The sequence below is a fragment of the Streptomyces sp. NBC_00631 genome, assembly GCF_045206895.1.
GTDB lineage: Bacteria > Actinomycetota > Actinomycetes > Streptomycetales > Streptomycetaceae > Streptomyces.
In genome coordinates, this window is sequence record NZ_CP107734.1 from 3053956 (window position 1) to 3070041 (window position 16086).

A 16086-nucleotide genomic window follows, 5' to 3' on the forward strand; every position below is an offset into this window, starting at 1 on the left:
TTACAGCGCGCCCTTCGTCGAGGGGAGGATTCCGGCCGCGCGCGGGTCGCGCTCGGAGGCGTAGCGCAGCGCCCTCGCCAGCGCCTTGAACTGGCACTCCACGATGTGGTGCGCGTTGCGCCCGTAGGGCACGTGCACGTGCAGGGCGATCTGCGCCTGGGCGACGAAGGACTCCAGGATGTGCCGGGTCATGGTGGTGTCGTACTCGCCGATCATCGGGGCCATGTTCTCCGGCTCCGTGTGGACGAGGTAGGGGCGGCCGGACAGGTCGACGGTGACCTGGGCGAGGGACTCGTCCAGCGGGACCGTGCAGTTGCCGAACCGGTAGATGCCGACCTTGTCGCCGAGGGCCTGCTTGAAGGCGGCGCCGAGGGCGAGGGCGGTGTCCTCGATGGTGTGGTGCGAGTCGATGTGCAGGTCGCCGTCGGTCTTCACGGTGAGGTCGAACAGACCGTGCCGGCCGAGCTGGTCGAGCATGTGGTCGTAGAAGCCGACACCGGTCTTGATGTCGGTCTTCCCGGTGCCGTCGAGGTCGATCTCGACCAGGACCGAGGTCTCCTTGGTGGTGCGCTCCACGCGCCCTACGCGGGTCATGCGTCCAGCTCCTTCTTGACTTCACGGACCGCGTCGAGGAACGCGTCGTTCTCTTCGGGGGTTCCCGCGGACACCCGCAGGAAGCCGGGCACGCCGTTGTCGCGGACCAGGACTCCCCGGTCGAGGATCTTCTGCCACACCGCGTGCGGGTCCTCGAACCGCCCGAACTGCACGAAGTTGGCGTCGGACTCGGTGACGTCGAGGCCCGCCGCCCGCAGCTCGGTCACCAGCCGGTCCCGCTCCGCCTTCAGCTGCTCGACGTACCCCAGCAGCGTGTCGGTGTGCTCCAGGGCGGCCAGGGCGGTCGCCTGGGTGATCGCCGACAGGTGGTACGGCAGCCGTACGAGCTGTACGGCGTCGACCACCGCGGGGTGCGCGGCGAGGTAGCCGAGGCGCAGGCCGGCCGCGCCGAAGGCCTTCGACATGGTCCGGGAGACGACGAGATTCGGCCGGCCTTCGAGCAGTGGCAGCAGTGAGGCGCCGTGGCTGAACTCGATGTAGGCCTCGTCGACCACGACCATGGAGGGCTTCGCGGCCTGGGCGGCCTCGTAGAGCGCGAGGACCGTCCCGGGCGGGACCGCGTTGCCGGTGGGGTTGTTGGGGGTGGTGATGAAGACGACGTCCGGCCTGTGCTCGGCGATGGCCGCCGAGGCCGCCGCCACGTCCAGGGTGAAGTCGGCGTTGCGCGGGCCGGAGATCCAGCCGGTGCCGGTGGAGCGCGAGATGAGCGCGTGCATCGAGTACGACGGCTCGAAGCCGATCGCGGTGCGGCCGGGGCCGCCGAAGGTCTGCAGCAGCTGCTGGATGACCTCGTTGGAGCCGTTGGCCGCCCACACGTTCTCGATGGAGAGCGGGTGGTTGCCGGTCCTCGTCAGGTACTTGGCCAGCTCGGTGCGGAGCTGGACGGCGTCCCGGTCGGGGTAGCGGTTCAGGTCGCGGGCGGCCTCGCGCACCCGCTCCGTGATCCGCTCGACCAGCGGTTCGGGCAGCGGGTAGGGGTTCTCGTTGGTGTTCAGCCGTACCGGAACGTCCAGCTGGGGCGCGCCGTAGGGGGACTTGCCGCGCAGCTCGTCCCGTACGGGGAGATCGTCGATGCCTGTCACTTGCCTTCGGGTACCTTCCAACCGAACCTTGCCTTGATCGCCGCGCCGTGCGCGGGCAGGTCCTCCGCCTCCGCCAGCGTCACCACGTGCTGCGCGACCTCGGCCAGCGCGTCCTTCGTGTAGTCGACGATGTGGATGCCGCGCAGGAAGGACTGCACGGACAGTCCGGAGGAGTGGCAGGCGCAGCCGCCGGTGGGCAGCACGTGGTTGGACCCGGCGGCGTAGTCGCCGAGGGAGACCGGCGCCCAGGGTCCGACGAAGATCGCGCCCGCGTTCCGTACCCGGTCGGCCACGGCGGGGGCGTCGGCGGTCTGGATCTCCAGGTGCTCGGCGCCGTACGCGTCGACGACCCTGAGGCCCTCGTCGACGCCGTCGACCAGGACGATCGCGGACTGCCGGCCCTTCAGGGCGGGGACGATCCGGTCGTCGATGTGCCTGGTGGCCGCGGTCTGCGGCTCCAGCTCCTTCTCCACCGCGTCCGCCAGCTCCACCGAGTCGGTGACCAGCACCGCCGCCGCGAGCGGGTCGTGCTCGGCCTGGCTGATCAGGTCGGCGGCGACGTGCACCGGGTCTGCGGTGGCGTCGGCGAGGACCGCGATCTCGGTCGGGCCGGCCTCGGCGTCGATGCCGATCCTGCCGGTGAAGTAGCGCTTGGCGGCCGCCACCCAGATGTTGCCGGGGCCGGTCACCATGTTGACGGGCGGGCAGGACTCGGTGCCGTACGCGAACATCGCGACCGCGGTGGCGCCGCCGGCCGCGTACACCTCGTCGACGCCGAGCAGGGCGCAGGCGGCGAGGATCGTCGGGTGCGGCAGGCCGCCGAACTCGGCCTGGGCGGGCGAGGCGAGCGCGACGGACTCGACGCCGGCCTCCTGTGCGGGCACCACGTTCATGACCACGGACGAGGGGTAGACCGACCGGCCGCCCGGCGCGTACAGCCCGACGCGCTCCACGGGCACCCACTTCTCGGTCACGGACCCGCCCGGCACCACCTGGGTCGTGTGGGTCGTACGGCGCTGCTCGCGGTGGACGAGACGGGCGCGCCGGATGGACTCCTCCAGGGCCGCGCGCACGGCCGGGTCGAGCTCGTCCAGCGCCCGGGACAGTGCCTCGGCCGGGACCCGCACCTGCTCCAGCGTGACCCCGTCGAACTTCTCGGCGAAGTCGATCAGCGCCGCGTCGCCCCGATGATGCACGGCCTCGCAGATCGGACGCACCTTCTCCAGGGCGGCCGAGACGTCGAAGTCGGCTCGGGGCAGCAGGTCACGCAGGGCGGGGCCCTCGGGAAGGGCGTCGCCTCGCAGATCGATTCGAGAGATCACGGAATCAATTCTCTCAGACGGCACTCGGGACCCGTCCGCACGTATCAATGGCTGATACAGAACACGGGCCGACGGCCGGTACATAGCCTGGCCTGAAACCCGGAAGATCACCCTCACTTTCTGTGTTCGGGATCTCACGCACCGGGCATCACCGGTTGTACCGAACATGACTCACGAGTAGCTGAGGAAGAAGGAAGAGCCGTGACCGAGGGGGACGACGTCCGGTACGGGGATCTGCCGGACGATCTGACCGCGGCCGAGGCCGGTATGTGGCAGGCGTTCCGCAACGGCAGTGTGTACGACCTGAGCAGCGGCGACATGCACGTGGACGACCCGCACGGCGGCCACCCGTGGGGGCCCGAGCGGACCGTGCGGGCACGGATCGTCTGCTGGCTGCTGCTCGACGGGCCGCCGGCGCTCGCCGGCCGGGTCTCCGCGCTGAAGCTGGCCGGCGTCCGGATCACCGGCACGCTGGACCTGGCGGGCGGCACGGTCAAGCCGTACGTGGAGCTGCGCGGCTGCCGGTTCGACGACGAGATCCTGCTGCCGGAGGCGTACTTCACGACCGTGCGGTTCGTGGACTGCGCGGCGCCGCGCCTGGAGGCGGCCCGGGTGCACACCGAGGGCGACCTGCATCTGCCGCGCTGCCGCTTCCTCGGCGGGGTCCGGCTGACCGACGCGCACATCGGCACCGACCTGCTGCTGAACCAGGCGGTGGTGTACCGGGACCGCAGCGGGCGGTCGATCGCGGCGGACGGCATGACCGTCGGCCAGGACCTGCAGGCGGAGCTCCTGGAGACGCACGGGGAGCTGAGCCTGCGCAGCGCCAAGGTGGGCGTCTCGCTGAGCCTGCGCGGGGCGCGGCTGCACAACCCCGAGGGGCGGTTCGCGCTGAACGCGCCCCAGCTGACCGTCGGCCGGACCCTCTACCTCACCCCCGCCGGGGTGGGCGGCCCCTGGCAGAGCGGGACGACCCCGGCGCGCGGGACCCGGATCCAGCGGTTCGAGTGCCAGGGCGGGATACGGCTGGACGACGGGCGGTTCGGCGACGCCATCGACCTGGAGCGGGCGCGGTTCACCTTCACGGACAACCAGGAGCTGTCACTGCGTCGGGTGCAGGCTCCGGAGCTGCGGTTCCTCGGCGAGGAGCCGCAGCGCGGCGGGGTGCTGCTGTCGGGTGCCCGGATCGTCAACCTGGTGGACCGGGCGACCAGCTGGCCGGGGCCGGGCCGGCTGCACATGGGCGGGTTCGGCTACGAGAACCTGGTGCCGCAGGGCCCGTTCCCGCTGACCCGGCGACTGGACTGGGTGGCGGCGGCGACCGCCGAGTACAACCCGGAGCCGTACGAGCGGCTCGCGACCGTGCTGCGGGCCGCGGGCGAGGACGAGGACGCGCGCGAGGTGCTGCTCGCCAAGCAGCGGCGGCGCCGCGAGACGCTGCCGCCGGCCGCCAAGCTGTGGGGGTACGCGCAGGACCTGACGGTGGCCTACGGCTATCGGCCGGGCCGGGCCGCGGTGTGGATGGCGGTGCTGTGGGCGGCGGGCACGCTCGCGTTCACGCACGCCCCGCATCCGCCGATGAACTCCGGTGGTCACCCGGCCTGGGATCCGGCGCTGTTCGTCCTGGACCTGCTGCTGCCGGTGATCGACCTGGGCCAGGCCGGCCAGTGGCGGCTCACCGGCGGCTGGCAGTGGGCGGCGGCGGCGATGATCCTGCTGGGCTGGATCCTGGCGACGACGGTGGCGGCCGGGGCGACGAGGCTGCTGAGGCGGGGCTGACCCCTGGTGCGGCTGGGGCAGCTGAACGGTGCCCGCGAGGTAACCGAACGGTGCCGGTGAGTCAGCCGACGGTCCGGTGACAGGTACCGAGCAGATGAGCAGGAGTCACCTTTTACCCGCCCTTGACCGCCGACCGTACAACTTTCATGGAGTTGGTCATACCGTCTGGCGCTGCCCCGACCTGCGGACTTTCAATGGATGACGTCATGGCTTCGCTGCGCGCGCTCTTCCGTTCCGCACGGAGGGCAACGACCGCCTCGCCTCTCGCCGCCGGAGCCCTGCCGGCCGACGACGAGGTGTTCCTCGACGCGCCCGACGAGCGGCTCGCTCCCGCGCTGGTCGCGGCCGGCCGGGGCGAGTACGAACCGGCCGCGGAGCTGCTCGCCGGCACCCGGAGCGCGGCCGAGTGGGAGGAACGGGACCGGTACGCGCGCCGGCTCGCCCTCTTCGCCCGCTCCCGCGCCGAGTGGCTCGACCGGTGGGCCATGGCCGCCCCGCACGCCCCGGACCTGCTGCTGGTCCAGGCGCAGCTCGCGGTGGACCACGCCTGGGACTCCCCCGCCCGGGCGGAACTCCTGCGCCCGCTCAGCCCCCTGATCACGGCGGCGGCGCGCGCCGACGACCGGGACCCGGTGCCGTGGCGGCTCGCGCTCGACCACGCGCGCGGGACGAACGCCGGCCACAAGTACTTCGAGGAGCTGTGGGAGGCCGCGGTCCGCCGCGCCCCGCACCACTACGGCTGCCATGTGGCGGCGCTGCGCTATCTGAGCACGTACTGGCACGGCTCGCACCGCGAGTGCTTCGACTTCGCCGACCTGGCCGCGCAGGACGCGCCGGCGGACTCGCTCGTCCAGGCCCTGCCGGCCCGCGCGGCCTTCGCCTACCTCACCGACGACTGCGGCCCCGAGGTGCCGCGGGCCCGCCTGGACGCGGCGGCCGACCGGGCGATCGCCCTGTCCGCGCGGTTCCCGGCGGCCGATCCCTGGCCGGCCGAGGTCCGCAACAAGTTGATGTACGTGCTGGTCCGCCTGGACCGCTGGGAGGACGCCCGCACCCAGCTGCGGCTGATCGGCCCGTACGTCACGTCCTTCCCCTGGGACCGGCTCTCCGACGACCCGCTGGGCCATTTCGTACGCCTGCGCGACCATCTGCTGGCCGGTTCGCAACCGCCGCCCGAGGCCGGGCTGATCACCTCGCCGAGTGCCGCGGGACGCCCACGGACCGAGCACGGCGGACATGTCCGCGCCGATGACCACTAGGCTGTGGCGCCGTGACCACCGTCCGTCTCCCCCTCTTCCCACTGAACTCGGTGCTGTTCCCGGGGCTGGTGCTGCCGCTGAACGTCTTCGAGGAGCGCTATCGCGCCATGATGCGCGACCTCCTGAAGACGCCCGAGGAAGAACCACGCCGGTTCGCCGTCGTGGCGATCCGCGACGGCCACGAGGTGGCACCGAGCGCGCCCGGCATGCCGGACCCGACGGCCCAGCCCGAGAAGGGCCCGGCGGCAGGCTTCGGACCCGAGCCTCTCAAGTCCTTCCACCGGGTGGGCTGTGTGGCGGACGCGGCGACGATCCGGGAGCGGGCGAACGGCACGTTCGAGGTGCTGGCGACCGGGACGAACCGGGTGCGGCTGCTCTCCGTCGACGCGTCGGGACCGTTCCTGACGGCGGAGCTGGAGGAGCTGCCGGAGGAGCAGGGCGACGAGGCGGGCGCGCTGGCCGAGGGCGTCCTGCGGGCCTTCCGCCAGTACCAGAAGCGCCTGGCGGGCGCGCGGGAGCGCTCGCTCTCGACGGGCGTCGACCTCCCCGACGAACCGTCCGTGGTCTCCTACCTGGTCGCCGCCGCGATGATGCACGACATCCCCACCAAGCAGCGCCTGCTCCAGGCCCCCGACACGGCCTCCCGGCTGCGCGACGAGCTGAAACTGCTTCGCGCCGAGACGGCGATCATCCGTAACCTGCCGTCACTGCCCGCGGCGGAGCTGACGCGGGCGCCGACGAGTCTGAACTGAGCCGGGGTTTTCCTGACATGCCGAAGAAGCCGAAGAAGCAGCAGTCCGGGGGCGGCGGCACCCCGGCGACGGTGGCCCTGACCACGGCTGGGGTGGACTTCACGGTCCACTCCTACGACCACGACCCCGCCCACCCGTCCTACGGCGAGGAGGCGGCGGAGGCGATGGGGGTCTCCCCCGACCGTGTCTTCAAGACCCTGGTCGCGGACGTGGACGGGGCGCTCACGGTCGCGGTCGTCCCGGTGGCGGGCACCCTGGACCTCAAGGCCCTGGCCACGGCGGTCGGCGGCAAACGCGCGGCGATGGCCGACCCGGCCCTGGCCGAGCGCACGACGGGCTACGTCCGCGGCGGCATCTCCCCGCTCGGCCAGCGCAGGAAACTCCCCACGGTCCTGGACGCGTCGGCGTCGGCCCACCCCACGATCTGCGTCTCGGCGGGCCGCCGAGGCCTGGAGGTGGAACTCGCCCCGACCGACCTGGCCACCCTCACGAACGCGACCCTGGCCCCCATCGGGCGTGCGTGACCTCTCGACGAAGTCTCCGTGGTGGGTTAAGTACGGAAGACATGTCGAAGAAGACACGGAAAAGGAAGTGGCGCGTGAAGAAGGCCCGCTCCAACCACGGCCGCCGTCCGGCATAGGGGGGTGGGGGTGCGGCGATCTGCCGACCGCGGGCCCTCCGTGGCCGGCCGCGCAGTTCCCCGCGCCCCTGACTCCCGCACCCCACCGCCACCCTGCAGCCCCGTAGCACTCTCCAGCCCGTCCGGCGTCCGAGGACCAGGCCGTACCCGACGCCCGACCCGCACCCCCACTCTCCAACCCGTCCGGCGTCCGAGGACCAGGCCGTACCCGACGCCCGACCCGCACCCCCACTCTCCAGCCCGTCCGGCGTTTGAGGACGAGGCCGTTCAGGCCGATGCGGGGGGCCGGGGGCGGCAGCCCCCGGAACGGGCGGTCGAAGGGGGCCCACCCCCTGGAGGACGGGACGGGTAGGGGCGGCGGGGGCGAGAACCCTACGCCGGTGGAGCGGCGTACGGCCCGTCCTCGTACGGCGGCTCCGGGTCCCGCGGACCGAACAGCGCCATCAACCCCAGATGCACCACCAACGCCGACAACGACCACGCCAGCAACGCCCCCTTCGCCCCGAGCTTCAGCGGCGCCGAGAACGTCACCCCCTTCCCCACGGCCTTCGCATGGGCGATCACATCGTGCTCCGGCCCCAGCCACACCCCGAGCCGCCAGGCCAGGAAGGACGCGAGCAGCCCCCCGACCCCCAGCGCCACCACCAGCGGCACACCCCCACGCCGCCGCCACAGGAACACCGCGACCGCGCTCACGGCGCCGAAGGCCAGCGCCAGCAGCGTGAACGTTCCGTCCACCCCCGCCGCCTGCTCCCCCTCGCTGTCCTTGAGGTAGACCGCCCAGCTCTTGCCGGACTGGTCCCCCACCAACGGCACGTGCGGCGCCAGCCACAGCCACAGCAGCCCGAGCAGCACCCCGCTCACCGCCACCGCGACGGCGATCACCGCGGCCTCCCGCAGTTCGGTCTTCATCCCGGGACCGTCCTGTCCGTACTCTCCGTGCTGTCCGTACTCTCCCGCGGCCTCCCCCGCAGGCGGCGGCGCCTGCCAGGCCTGGTGCGAGGACTGGTCGTGCGGCGGCGGAGGCGGCGTCAACGGTGCGGTCACGATGCCATCGTGCCAGGCCGGCCTGTGGGGCGCGTCACCGGACGGCGGCCCTGCGGTACGCACGGGTGGCGACGGCCAGTGAGACGACCCCCACCCCCGCGCACACGCCCAGGTCAGCGAGGACGACGGCCCAGTCGGGCCGCGCCCCGAAGGTACGGGCGTAGGCCTCGACGCCGTACGTGGAAGGCAGCAGGTCGCGCGCGAACTGGAGGACCCCCGGCATCCGGTCGGGCGGCAGCACCCCGAGCAGCAGCGCCGCCGACATGCCCAGCTGGCCGAGCAGCGTGGCGAGTTCGGGGCGGGGCGCGAGCAGCCCGCAGGCCGCGCCGACCCCCGCCAGGGCCGCCCCCGCGAGTGGGATCACCGCAAGGAGGATCCACAGGTTCCCGAGCGGCAGCCCGAACAGCACGCATCCGAAGACGGCCGTCACCAGTGTGCCCGGCACGGTGAAGGAGGCGTACGCCGCGGCCGCCCCGAGCACCACCGAGGCCGGCGGCACGGGCAGCGTGGCGTAATGGTCGAGCCCGCCGCTCGCCCGCAGCTGTCCGAAGTACTGCGCCAGCAGGTTCAGGGCCACGAAGGCCACCACGACCACCGACGAACCCGCCACCACGGACTGGGCCTCACTCCGCGAGTCCACCACCCCGCGCATCATGATCATGATGCCGACGGACTGGAAGGTCGCGACGAACAGCAGGGGGATCCGGGCCACCCGGGCCCGGGACAGTTGCGCCCGGTAGACGGCCACCAGCGCCGGCCACAGCCGCGCGCGGGGGCCCAGCTCGGCCACCGGGGCGCCCGACGCCGTCTGATCCACGGCCAGGGCACCGCCCGGCAGAACCTCCGCGGGTACGACACTCACGTCGCGCTGCTCCCTTTCCGTGCGGCACCTGCGGCCCGTACCGCTGCCGCGTCTGTCCGTACGCGCCCGGCCGCCGTCCTGTTCACCCTCGCGTTCACCCTCACGCCTTCACCAGCCCCTGCCGTGCGGCGCCGCCCAGCGCCAGGTAGACGTCCTCCAGGCTGGGCGTGGCCAGGGTGAAGTCGTCGAGGGCGGCGAACGCGGCCCCGCCGGTCACCGTGGCGACGGCGGCACGCGCCTCCTCGGGCGCGAGCCGCAGCGTCCAGCGCCGGCCGGACTCGACGGCACGCTCCCGCAGGACGGCCACCTCGGGCACGTCCAGCGGCGCATGCTCCCGCCACACCAGCTCGACCCGCACCTCGCCGGCGACCCGTTCCTTGAGCCGGGCCGGGGTGTCGCAGGCGATGACCCGGCCCTGGTCGAGGACGGCGACCCGGTCGAGGACCGTCTCGGCCTCGATGACATTGTGGGTGACCAGCACCACGGTGGCCCCCCGTTCGGCCCGCCGCCGGTCCACGGCGGCCCACACGGCCCGCCGGGCGACGGGGTCCATGCCGGTCGTCGGCTCGTCGAGCACGAGCAGCGGCCGCTCCCCGACCAGCGCGGCGGCGAAACAGGCGAGCCGCCGCTGTCCTCCGGAGAGCTTCTTGAGCGCCCGACCGGCGATCGGCGTCAGGCCCAGCTCCTCCAGCACGGCGTCGCGCTCGCTGCGGGCCTTCCGTACGTCCAGGCCGCGCAGCCGGCCGGTGGTCTCGGCGGCGAGGGACACGGTCAGCTCGTCGAGGGCGCTGGACTCCTGCCCGAGGTAGGCGAGGATGCGCGCGGCCCGCTCCGGGTGCCGCACGATGTCGTGCCCGAGGATCTCGACGCTGCCCGTGTCGGGCCGCAGCAGTCCGGTGAGCTGCCGTACGAGTGTCGACTTGCCGGCCCCGTTCGGCCCGAGCAGTCCGAAGATCTCGCCACGCCGGACATCGAGCTCCACCCCGTCGGTGGCCCGCACCGCGGGCACGGCGGGGGCGCCACGCCGCCCTTTGACCGCGGCGTAGGTCTTGGTCAGCCCACGCACGGCACACACGACATCACCCTGCTGCCGAAGTGCCTGCCCCACGCCCGTACTCACAAGGCACGAGACTACGGGGTCGGGCCCCTTTACTCACCGTTGGGGCAGTTGGCGCCCCAAAGGGGGCGCGGGGCTGCATCGAACATGCGGCTCCGCCGCGTGGGCGCGACCAGCCCGCACCCGAAATCACACCCGCAGCCCTTGCGGTCACTCCGCCGACGCGTGCTCCCCGGCCCCCGCAGGCACATCGAACTCTCTCCAGAACCCCGCCCGGATGGCGTACCGGTCGTGCTCGTCGATCTGGTCGTCCTTGTGCGCCAGCAGCCCGAACCGCGCCGCGTACCGCAGCAGCTCCCCGTCGATCCGGTGCGGAATCCGCGGATACATCCCCGACAGCTTCTGCAGATGGCTCTGGTCCCCGAGCCGCGACATCCACCGCCGCGCGAACACCTGCCCGACCTCGTACGGATCCCCGCCGACGGTCGTGATGTCCTCCTCCCGGTCGGCCCACCGCTGCTCCGCGGTGGTCAGCTGCGCCAGCGTCGGCATGGAGGCCGCCTCCGCCGGCTCCGCCGCGACCCCCGGCCGGTCCACCCACCCCTTGTCGGAGGACCACCGCAGCGTGGCGGTCGTCGCCGGATGCTGGACCGGCTGTGCTCCCGGCGCCCGCAGCGCGGCGAGATCCTTGGGCGTCGGCACCCCCTTCGGCGTCGGCATCCGCTCAGCCGACCCGTTCTCCACCGCGCGCGCCGCGGGAGCCCGGTCGGCCTCCTCGGCCTCCGCCTCCGCCACGGCCGCGGCCGTCAGCGACGACTCGGGCAGCGGCGCCGAGAGGATCGCGGCGATCTCCGGCCGCGGCACCGGGGGCGGCGCACAGACCGCGGTCAGTTCCTTGGCCCGGACGGCCTGGATGATCCACGCCCGGTCCAGGACCCGCCGCTCGTCGGCCTCGGCGACCAGGTCCTCGGACTGGTTGTAGTCCCCGTCGGCGGCCTGCACGGCCCACAGGTGCACGGCGACCCCGTGCTCCTTGGCGGCCATCATCCCCGGCAGCAGGTCCCCGTCGCCCGTCACCAGTACGACGTCGGAGCAGGCGCGGTTGCGGGCCAGCTCGGTCAGCTCGGCGTGCATGGCCGCGTCCACGCCCTTCTGGGCCCAGCGTCCGTCGCTGCGGGTCAGTGCGCCGAGCCGGACGGTCACCCGGGGCATCACGCGCAGCCGGCGGTGTTCCGGCTGGGGGACGCGGTCGGGGGCGCCGTCGAACCAGTAGATGCGCAGCAGTGGACGCTCGGTGTCGGATTCCGCGCGGTCGCGCAGCGCCTGGATCAGCGCGGCGTGGTCGACGGTGATCCGGGATCGGGAGGGCTCACCGGCGAGGAGACTGGCGGCGGCACCCAGCAGATACCCGGCGTCCACCAGGACGATGCAGCGGTCCACGCGACTCACCCTCTTTCCGGGAGGTTTGCTTTCGGGGCTTCCTTCGAGTCTGCCCGACCACGCGGGGGTTAACGGCCCGAACTCGATCTTCGGCGTGGCGTTTCGGGACCTGGCTCTCCGACAAACCCTGTTACAGACGGTAATTATCCGAAATGCGCCTGTTGTCAGCCTATGTGAATCTGAATTCGGCCCCTAGATCCCCCACAGGAGGCAGATCACCATGGCCAAGAACAAGAACCGCAAGGGTGGCTCCCAGAACCGCACCTCGCAGGCCGAGCAGACCCACGAGCACGGGCAGCGTACGTCGCACGAGCCCCAGGACTCGCCGGTGTCGCACATCCAGGGCAGCCCCGCCGACGTCGCTCGCAAGAAGCAGAAGAGCTTCGGCCACAACTGAGCGGACCGACCAGGTCCCACCGGGCTGTTGAAGCCCAGGCACACAGGAGGGGCGCACCCGCCACGGGTGCGCCCCTTCCGCGCGCGTACGGCCGGAAACCCTATCCGGCCAGGCAGGACGGGCCGAGCAGCACCTTGAGGTCGCCGAACAGCGCCGGGTCCGGCTTCACCCGGTGCCGGTCCAGCCGCAGCACGGTGGTCTTGGTCGGGCCCTGGAGCTTGATCCGGACCTCGCTGTCGCCCTTGTGGTGGCTGAGGATCTCGCCGAGGCGGCTGACCATCGGCGGGGTGACCCTGGTGGCCGGGATGGTGAGGATCACGGGCGCGTTGGTGCCGGCGTTCGAGAGGTCCGGGACGGCCAGCTCCATGGCGACGAGCCGGGGCACGTCCTCGCGCTTGTCCAGGCGGCCCTTGACGAACACGACCGCGTCCTCGACGAGTTGGGTCGAGATCAGCTGGTAGGTCGCCGGGAAGAACATGCACTCGATGGAACCGGCGAGGTCCTCGACGGTGGCGATCGCCCAGGCGTTGCCCTGCTTGGTCATCTTGCGCTGAAGGCCCGAGATGATGCCGCCGATGGTGACCACCGCGCCGTCCGCGTGCTCGCCGCCGGTCAGCTGGGCGATGCCCGCGTCGGCCTTGTCGGAGAGCACGTGCTCCAGCCCGAAGAGCGGGTGGTCGGAGACGTACAGACCGAGCATCTCCCGCTCCTGGGCGAGGAGGTAGGTCTTGTCCCACTCCTCGTCGGTGAACTGCACGTCGAGTCCGAAGCCCGGCTCGCTGGTCTCCTCCTCGCCCATCCCGCCGAAGAGGTCGAACTGGCCCTCGGCCTCCTTGCGCTTGACCGCGACCACGTTGTCGATCATCGGTTCGTACTGGGCGGTGAGCCCCTTGCGGGTGTGCCCGAGGGTGTCGAACGCGCCCGCCTTGATCAGCGACTCCGTGGTGCGCTTGTTGCACGCGACGGCCTCGACCTTGTCGAGGTAGTCGGGGAAGGAGGCGTACTTGCCCTTGGCCTTGCGGCTCTTGATGATCGACTCGACCACGTTCGTGCCGACGTTGCGCACCGCCTCCAGGCCGAACAGGATCACGTCGTCGCCCTGGGCGGCGAAGTTGTGCACCGACTCGTTGACGTTCGGCGGGAGCACCTTGATGCCCATGCGGCGGCATTCGTTGAGGTAGATCGCCGACTTGTCCTTGTCGTCCTTGACGGAGGTGAGCAGCGCGGCCATGTACTCGGCCGGGTAGTTCGCCTTGAGGTAGGCGGTCCAGTACGAGACCAGGCCGTACGCGGCGGAGTGCGCCTTGTTGAACGCGTAGCCGGCGAACGGGACCAGCACGTCCCACAGGGCCTGGATCGCCTCGTCGCTGTAGCCGTTCTTCTGGGCGCCTGCCTGGAAGATGGTGAAGTTCTTGGCCAGTTCGTCGGGCTTCTTCTTGCCCATCACGCGACGGAGGATGTCGGCCTCGCCGAGCGAGTAGCCGGCGATGATCTGGGCGGCCTTCTGCACCTGCTCCTGGTAGACGATCAGGCCGTAGGTGACCGCGAGGACCTCTTCGAGGGGCTCCTCCAGCTCCTTGTGGATCGGGGTGATCTCCTGGAGCTTGTTCTTGCGGAGCGCGTAGTTCGTGTGCGAGTCCATGCCCATCGGGCCCGGACGGTAGAGCGCCGACACGGCGGAGATGTCTTCGAAGTTGTCGGGCTTCATCAGGCGCAGCAGGGAGCGCATGGGGCCGCCGTCGAACTGGAAGACGCCCAGGGTGTCACCGCGCTGGAGCAGTTCGAAGGTCGTCGGGTCGTCCAGCGGCAGCGACAGCAGGTCGATGTCGACGCCCTTGTTGGACTTCACCATCTTGACGGCGTCGTCCATGATCGTCAGGTTGCGCAGGCCCAGGAAGTCCATCTTCAGCAGGCCGAGCGACTCGCAGCTCGGGTAGTCCCACTGCGTGATGGTCACGCCGTCGGTGTGCCGCACCCACACCGGGACGTGCTCGGTGATGGTCTCGCTGGACATGATCACGCCGGCGGCGTGCACACCCATCTGCCGGACCAGGCCCTCGACGCCCTTGGCGGTGTCGATGACCTTCTTGACGTCCGGTTCGTTCTCGTACATCCCCCGGACCTCGCCCGCCTCGTTGTAGCGGGGATGCGCGGAGTTGGTGATGCCGTCCAGGTCGATGCCCTTGCCGAGGACGTCGGCGGGCATGGCCTTGGTGATGCGGTCGCCCATCGCGTACGGGTAGCCCAGCACACGCGCGGAGTCCTTGATGGCGTTCTTTGCCTTGATCTTGCCGTAGGTGCCGATCATGGCGACCTTGTCGGCGCCGTACTTCTCGGTCACGTACCGGATCACCTCGACGCGCCGGCGCTCGTCGAAGTCGATGTCGACGTCGGGCATGGAGACGCGCTCGGGGTTGAGGAACCGCTCGAAGATCAGGCCGTGCGGGATCGGGTCGAGGTCGGTGATGCCCATGGCGTAGGCGACGATCGAGCCGGCCGCGGAGCCTCGGCCGGGGCCGACCGCGATGCCGTTGTTCTTGGCCCACATGATGAAGTCGGCGACGACGAGGAAGTAGCCCGGGAACCCCATCTGGATGATGACGTCCATCTCGTACTCGACCTGCTTCTGCCGGTCCTCGGGGACACCGCCCGGGAAGCGGCGGTCCATGCCCCGGCGGACCTCCTCCTTGAACCAGCTGACCTCGGTGTAGCCCTCGGGGATGTCGAACTTCGGCATGAGGTTCCTGGCCTCGAACATGCCGGTGGTGTCGACCATCTCGGCGACCAGGAGCGTGTTGGCGCAGCCCTCCTGCCAGGCGTCCGAGGAGTCGATGGCGTACATCTCGTCCGTGGACTTCAGGTAGTAGCCGGTGCCGTCGAACTTGAAGCGGTCGGGGTCGGAGAGGTTCTTGCCGGTCTGGATGCACAGCAGGGCGTCGTGGGCGGTCGCCTCGTGTGCGTACGTGTAGTGCGAGTCGTTGGTGACCAGCGGGGGGATGCCGAGCTTCTTGCCGATCTCCAGGAGGCCGTCGCGGACCCGGTGCTCGATGTCGATGCCGTGGTCCATCAGCTCCAGGAAGTAGCGGTCCTTGCCGAAGATGTCCTGGTAGTCGGCGGCGGCCTTGAGGGCCTCGTCGTACTGGCCGAGGCGCAGCCGGGTCTGGAGTTCGCCGGAGGGGCAGCCGGTGGAGGCGACGATGCCCTCGGACCACTGGGCGATGGTCTCCTTGTCCATCCGGGGCCACTTCTGCAGCCAGCCCTCGGCGTACGCGTCCGAGGAGAGCCGGAAGAGGTTGTGCAGGCCGGTGCTGTTCACGGCCCACATCGTCTTGTGGGTGTAACCGCCGGAACCGGAGACGTCGTCCCGTTTCTGGTGCGGCTGGCCCCACTGGATCTTGCGCTTGTTGCGCCGGGACTCGGGGGCGACGTACGCCTCGATCCCGATGATCGGGGTGACCCCGGCCTTCTTGGCGGAGTGGAAGAAGTCGTACGCCCCGTGCAGGTTGCCGTGGTCGGACATGGCGATGTGCGTCATGCCCATCTCGTTGCAGGCGTTGAACATGTCCTTGAGCCGCGCGGCACCGTCCAGCAGCGAGTACTGGGTGTGGACGTGCAGGTGCGTGAAGGGCGGCTTTGACACGGTTTCGGCCTCCAAGGGAAACGGGCGTCGACGATCTCCCCACCGGCTGCGGACAGTCTGGTGGGACAGCGGAATCCTATGCCTCGGCACTGACACCCGGCGGGCTCCCCCGCGTACCTTCGTCCGGAGAAAGCGGGCACTCCCGGGGACCTTCGCACGTTGGTCCGGGCGAGAGATCCGTGCCACATGTCAGG

At 71.2% G+C, this 16086-nt stretch carries 13 protein-coding genes; 5 read left to right on the plus strand and 8 right to left on the minus strand.

The annotated features are described in order from the left end of the window. Genes hisB through hisD form a run of 3 tightly spaced genes read right to left on the minus strand, consistent with a single transcriptional unit; the run spans position 1 to position 3019 of the window. Entirely contained in the window at positions 1–594 is a 594-nt protein-coding gene (hisB, locus tag OHB00_RS14030; protein WP_046729562.1) for an imidazoleglycerol-phosphate dehydratase HisB, read from the minus strand. After that, positions 591–1697, minus strand: a complete 1107-nt coding sequence (locus OHB00_RS14035; RefSeq protein WP_406434775.1) for a histidinol-phosphate transaminase — start codon at positions 1695–1697, stop codon at positions 591–593. Before OHB00_RS14035 ends, hisB begins: the two co-directional genes overlap by 4 nt. After that, complete coding sequence (gene hisD, locus OHB00_RS14040) at positions 1694–3019, minus strand: histidinol dehydrogenase (RefSeq protein WP_406434777.1); 1326 nt, start codon at positions 3017–3019, stop codon at positions 1694–1696. The genes OHB00_RS14035 and hisD overlap by 4 nt, the downstream gene beginning before the upstream one ends. 201 nt (positions 3020–3220) lie before the next feature. Here hisD and OHB00_RS14045 point away from each other — a divergent pair, with 201 nt between their 5' ends. The 4 genes from OHB00_RS14045 (at position 3221) to ybaK (ending at position 7333) form a co-directional block, all read left to right on the plus strand. After that, complete coding sequence (locus tag OHB00_RS14045; protein WP_406434779.1) at positions 3221–4798, plus strand: oxidoreductase; 1578 nt, start codon at positions 3221–3223, stop codon at positions 4796–4798. Between the two features lie 194 nt (positions 4799–4992). Beyond that, the gene (locus OHB00_RS14050; RefSeq protein ID WP_406434781.1) at positions 4993–6057 is read left to right on the plus strand and encodes a hypothetical protein; all 1065 of its coding nucleotides are present in this window, start codon (positions 4993–4995) and stop codon (positions 6055–6057) included. An 11-nt stretch (positions 6058–6068) separates the two neighbouring features. Then, positions 6069–6809, plus strand: a complete 741-nt coding sequence (locus tag OHB00_RS14055; protein WP_406434783.1) for an LON peptidase substrate-binding domain-containing protein — start codon at positions 6069–6071, stop codon at positions 6807–6809. Between the two features lie 17 nt (positions 6810–6826). Further along, entirely contained in the window at positions 6827–7333 is a 507-nt protein-coding gene (gene ybaK / locus OHB00_RS14060; protein WP_406434785.1) for a Cys-tRNA(Pro) deacylase, read from the plus strand. 488 nt (positions 7334–7821) lie between these two features. Here ybaK and OHB00_RS14065 read toward each other — a convergent pair whose 3' ends face one another. The 4 genes from OHB00_RS14065 to OHB00_RS14080 all read right to left on the minus strand — a co-directional run bounded on the left by OHB00_RS14065 (position 7822) and on the right by OHB00_RS14080 (position 11855). Next, positions 7822–8496: an AAA family ATPase gene (locus OHB00_RS14065; RefSeq protein WP_406434787.1), complete on the minus strand. Its 675-nt coding sequence runs from the start codon at positions 8494–8496 to the stop codon at positions 7822–7824. Between the two features lie 34 nt (positions 8497–8530). Next, a complete protein-coding gene (locus OHB00_RS14070) occupies positions 8531–9358 on the minus strand; it encodes an ABC transporter permease (protein WP_406434789.1) in 828 nt (275 codons plus the stop codon). A gap of 100 nt (positions 9359–9458) precedes the next feature. Next, on the minus strand, positions 9459–10433 hold the full coding sequence (locus OHB00_RS14075) for an ABC transporter ATP-binding protein (protein ID WP_406434791.1): 975 nt from the start codon (positions 10431–10433) through the stop codon (positions 9459–9461). Positions 10434–10625: 192 nt separating this feature from the next. Continuing rightward, entirely contained in the window at positions 10626–11855 is a 1230-nt protein-coding gene (locus OHB00_RS14080; protein WP_406434792.1) for an NYN domain-containing protein, read from the minus strand. Between the two features lie 220 nt (positions 11856–12075). Between OHB00_RS14080 and OHB00_RS14085 the strand changes: the two genes are divergently transcribed. Next, positions 12076–12252, plus strand: a complete 177-nt coding sequence (locus tag OHB00_RS14085) for a hypothetical protein (RefSeq protein ID WP_406434793.1) — start codon at positions 12076–12078, stop codon at positions 12250–12252. A 100-nt stretch (positions 12253–12352) separates the two neighbouring features. On the opposite strand, the gene dnaE is transcribed toward OHB00_RS14085, so the two are convergent. Further along, the gene (dnaE, locus tag OHB00_RS14090; RefSeq protein WP_406434795.1) at positions 12353–15892 is read right to left on the minus strand and encodes a DNA polymerase III subunit alpha; all 3540 of its coding nucleotides are present in this window, start codon (positions 15890–15892) and stop codon (positions 12353–12355) included. Positions 15893–16086 lie beyond the last annotated feature (194 nt).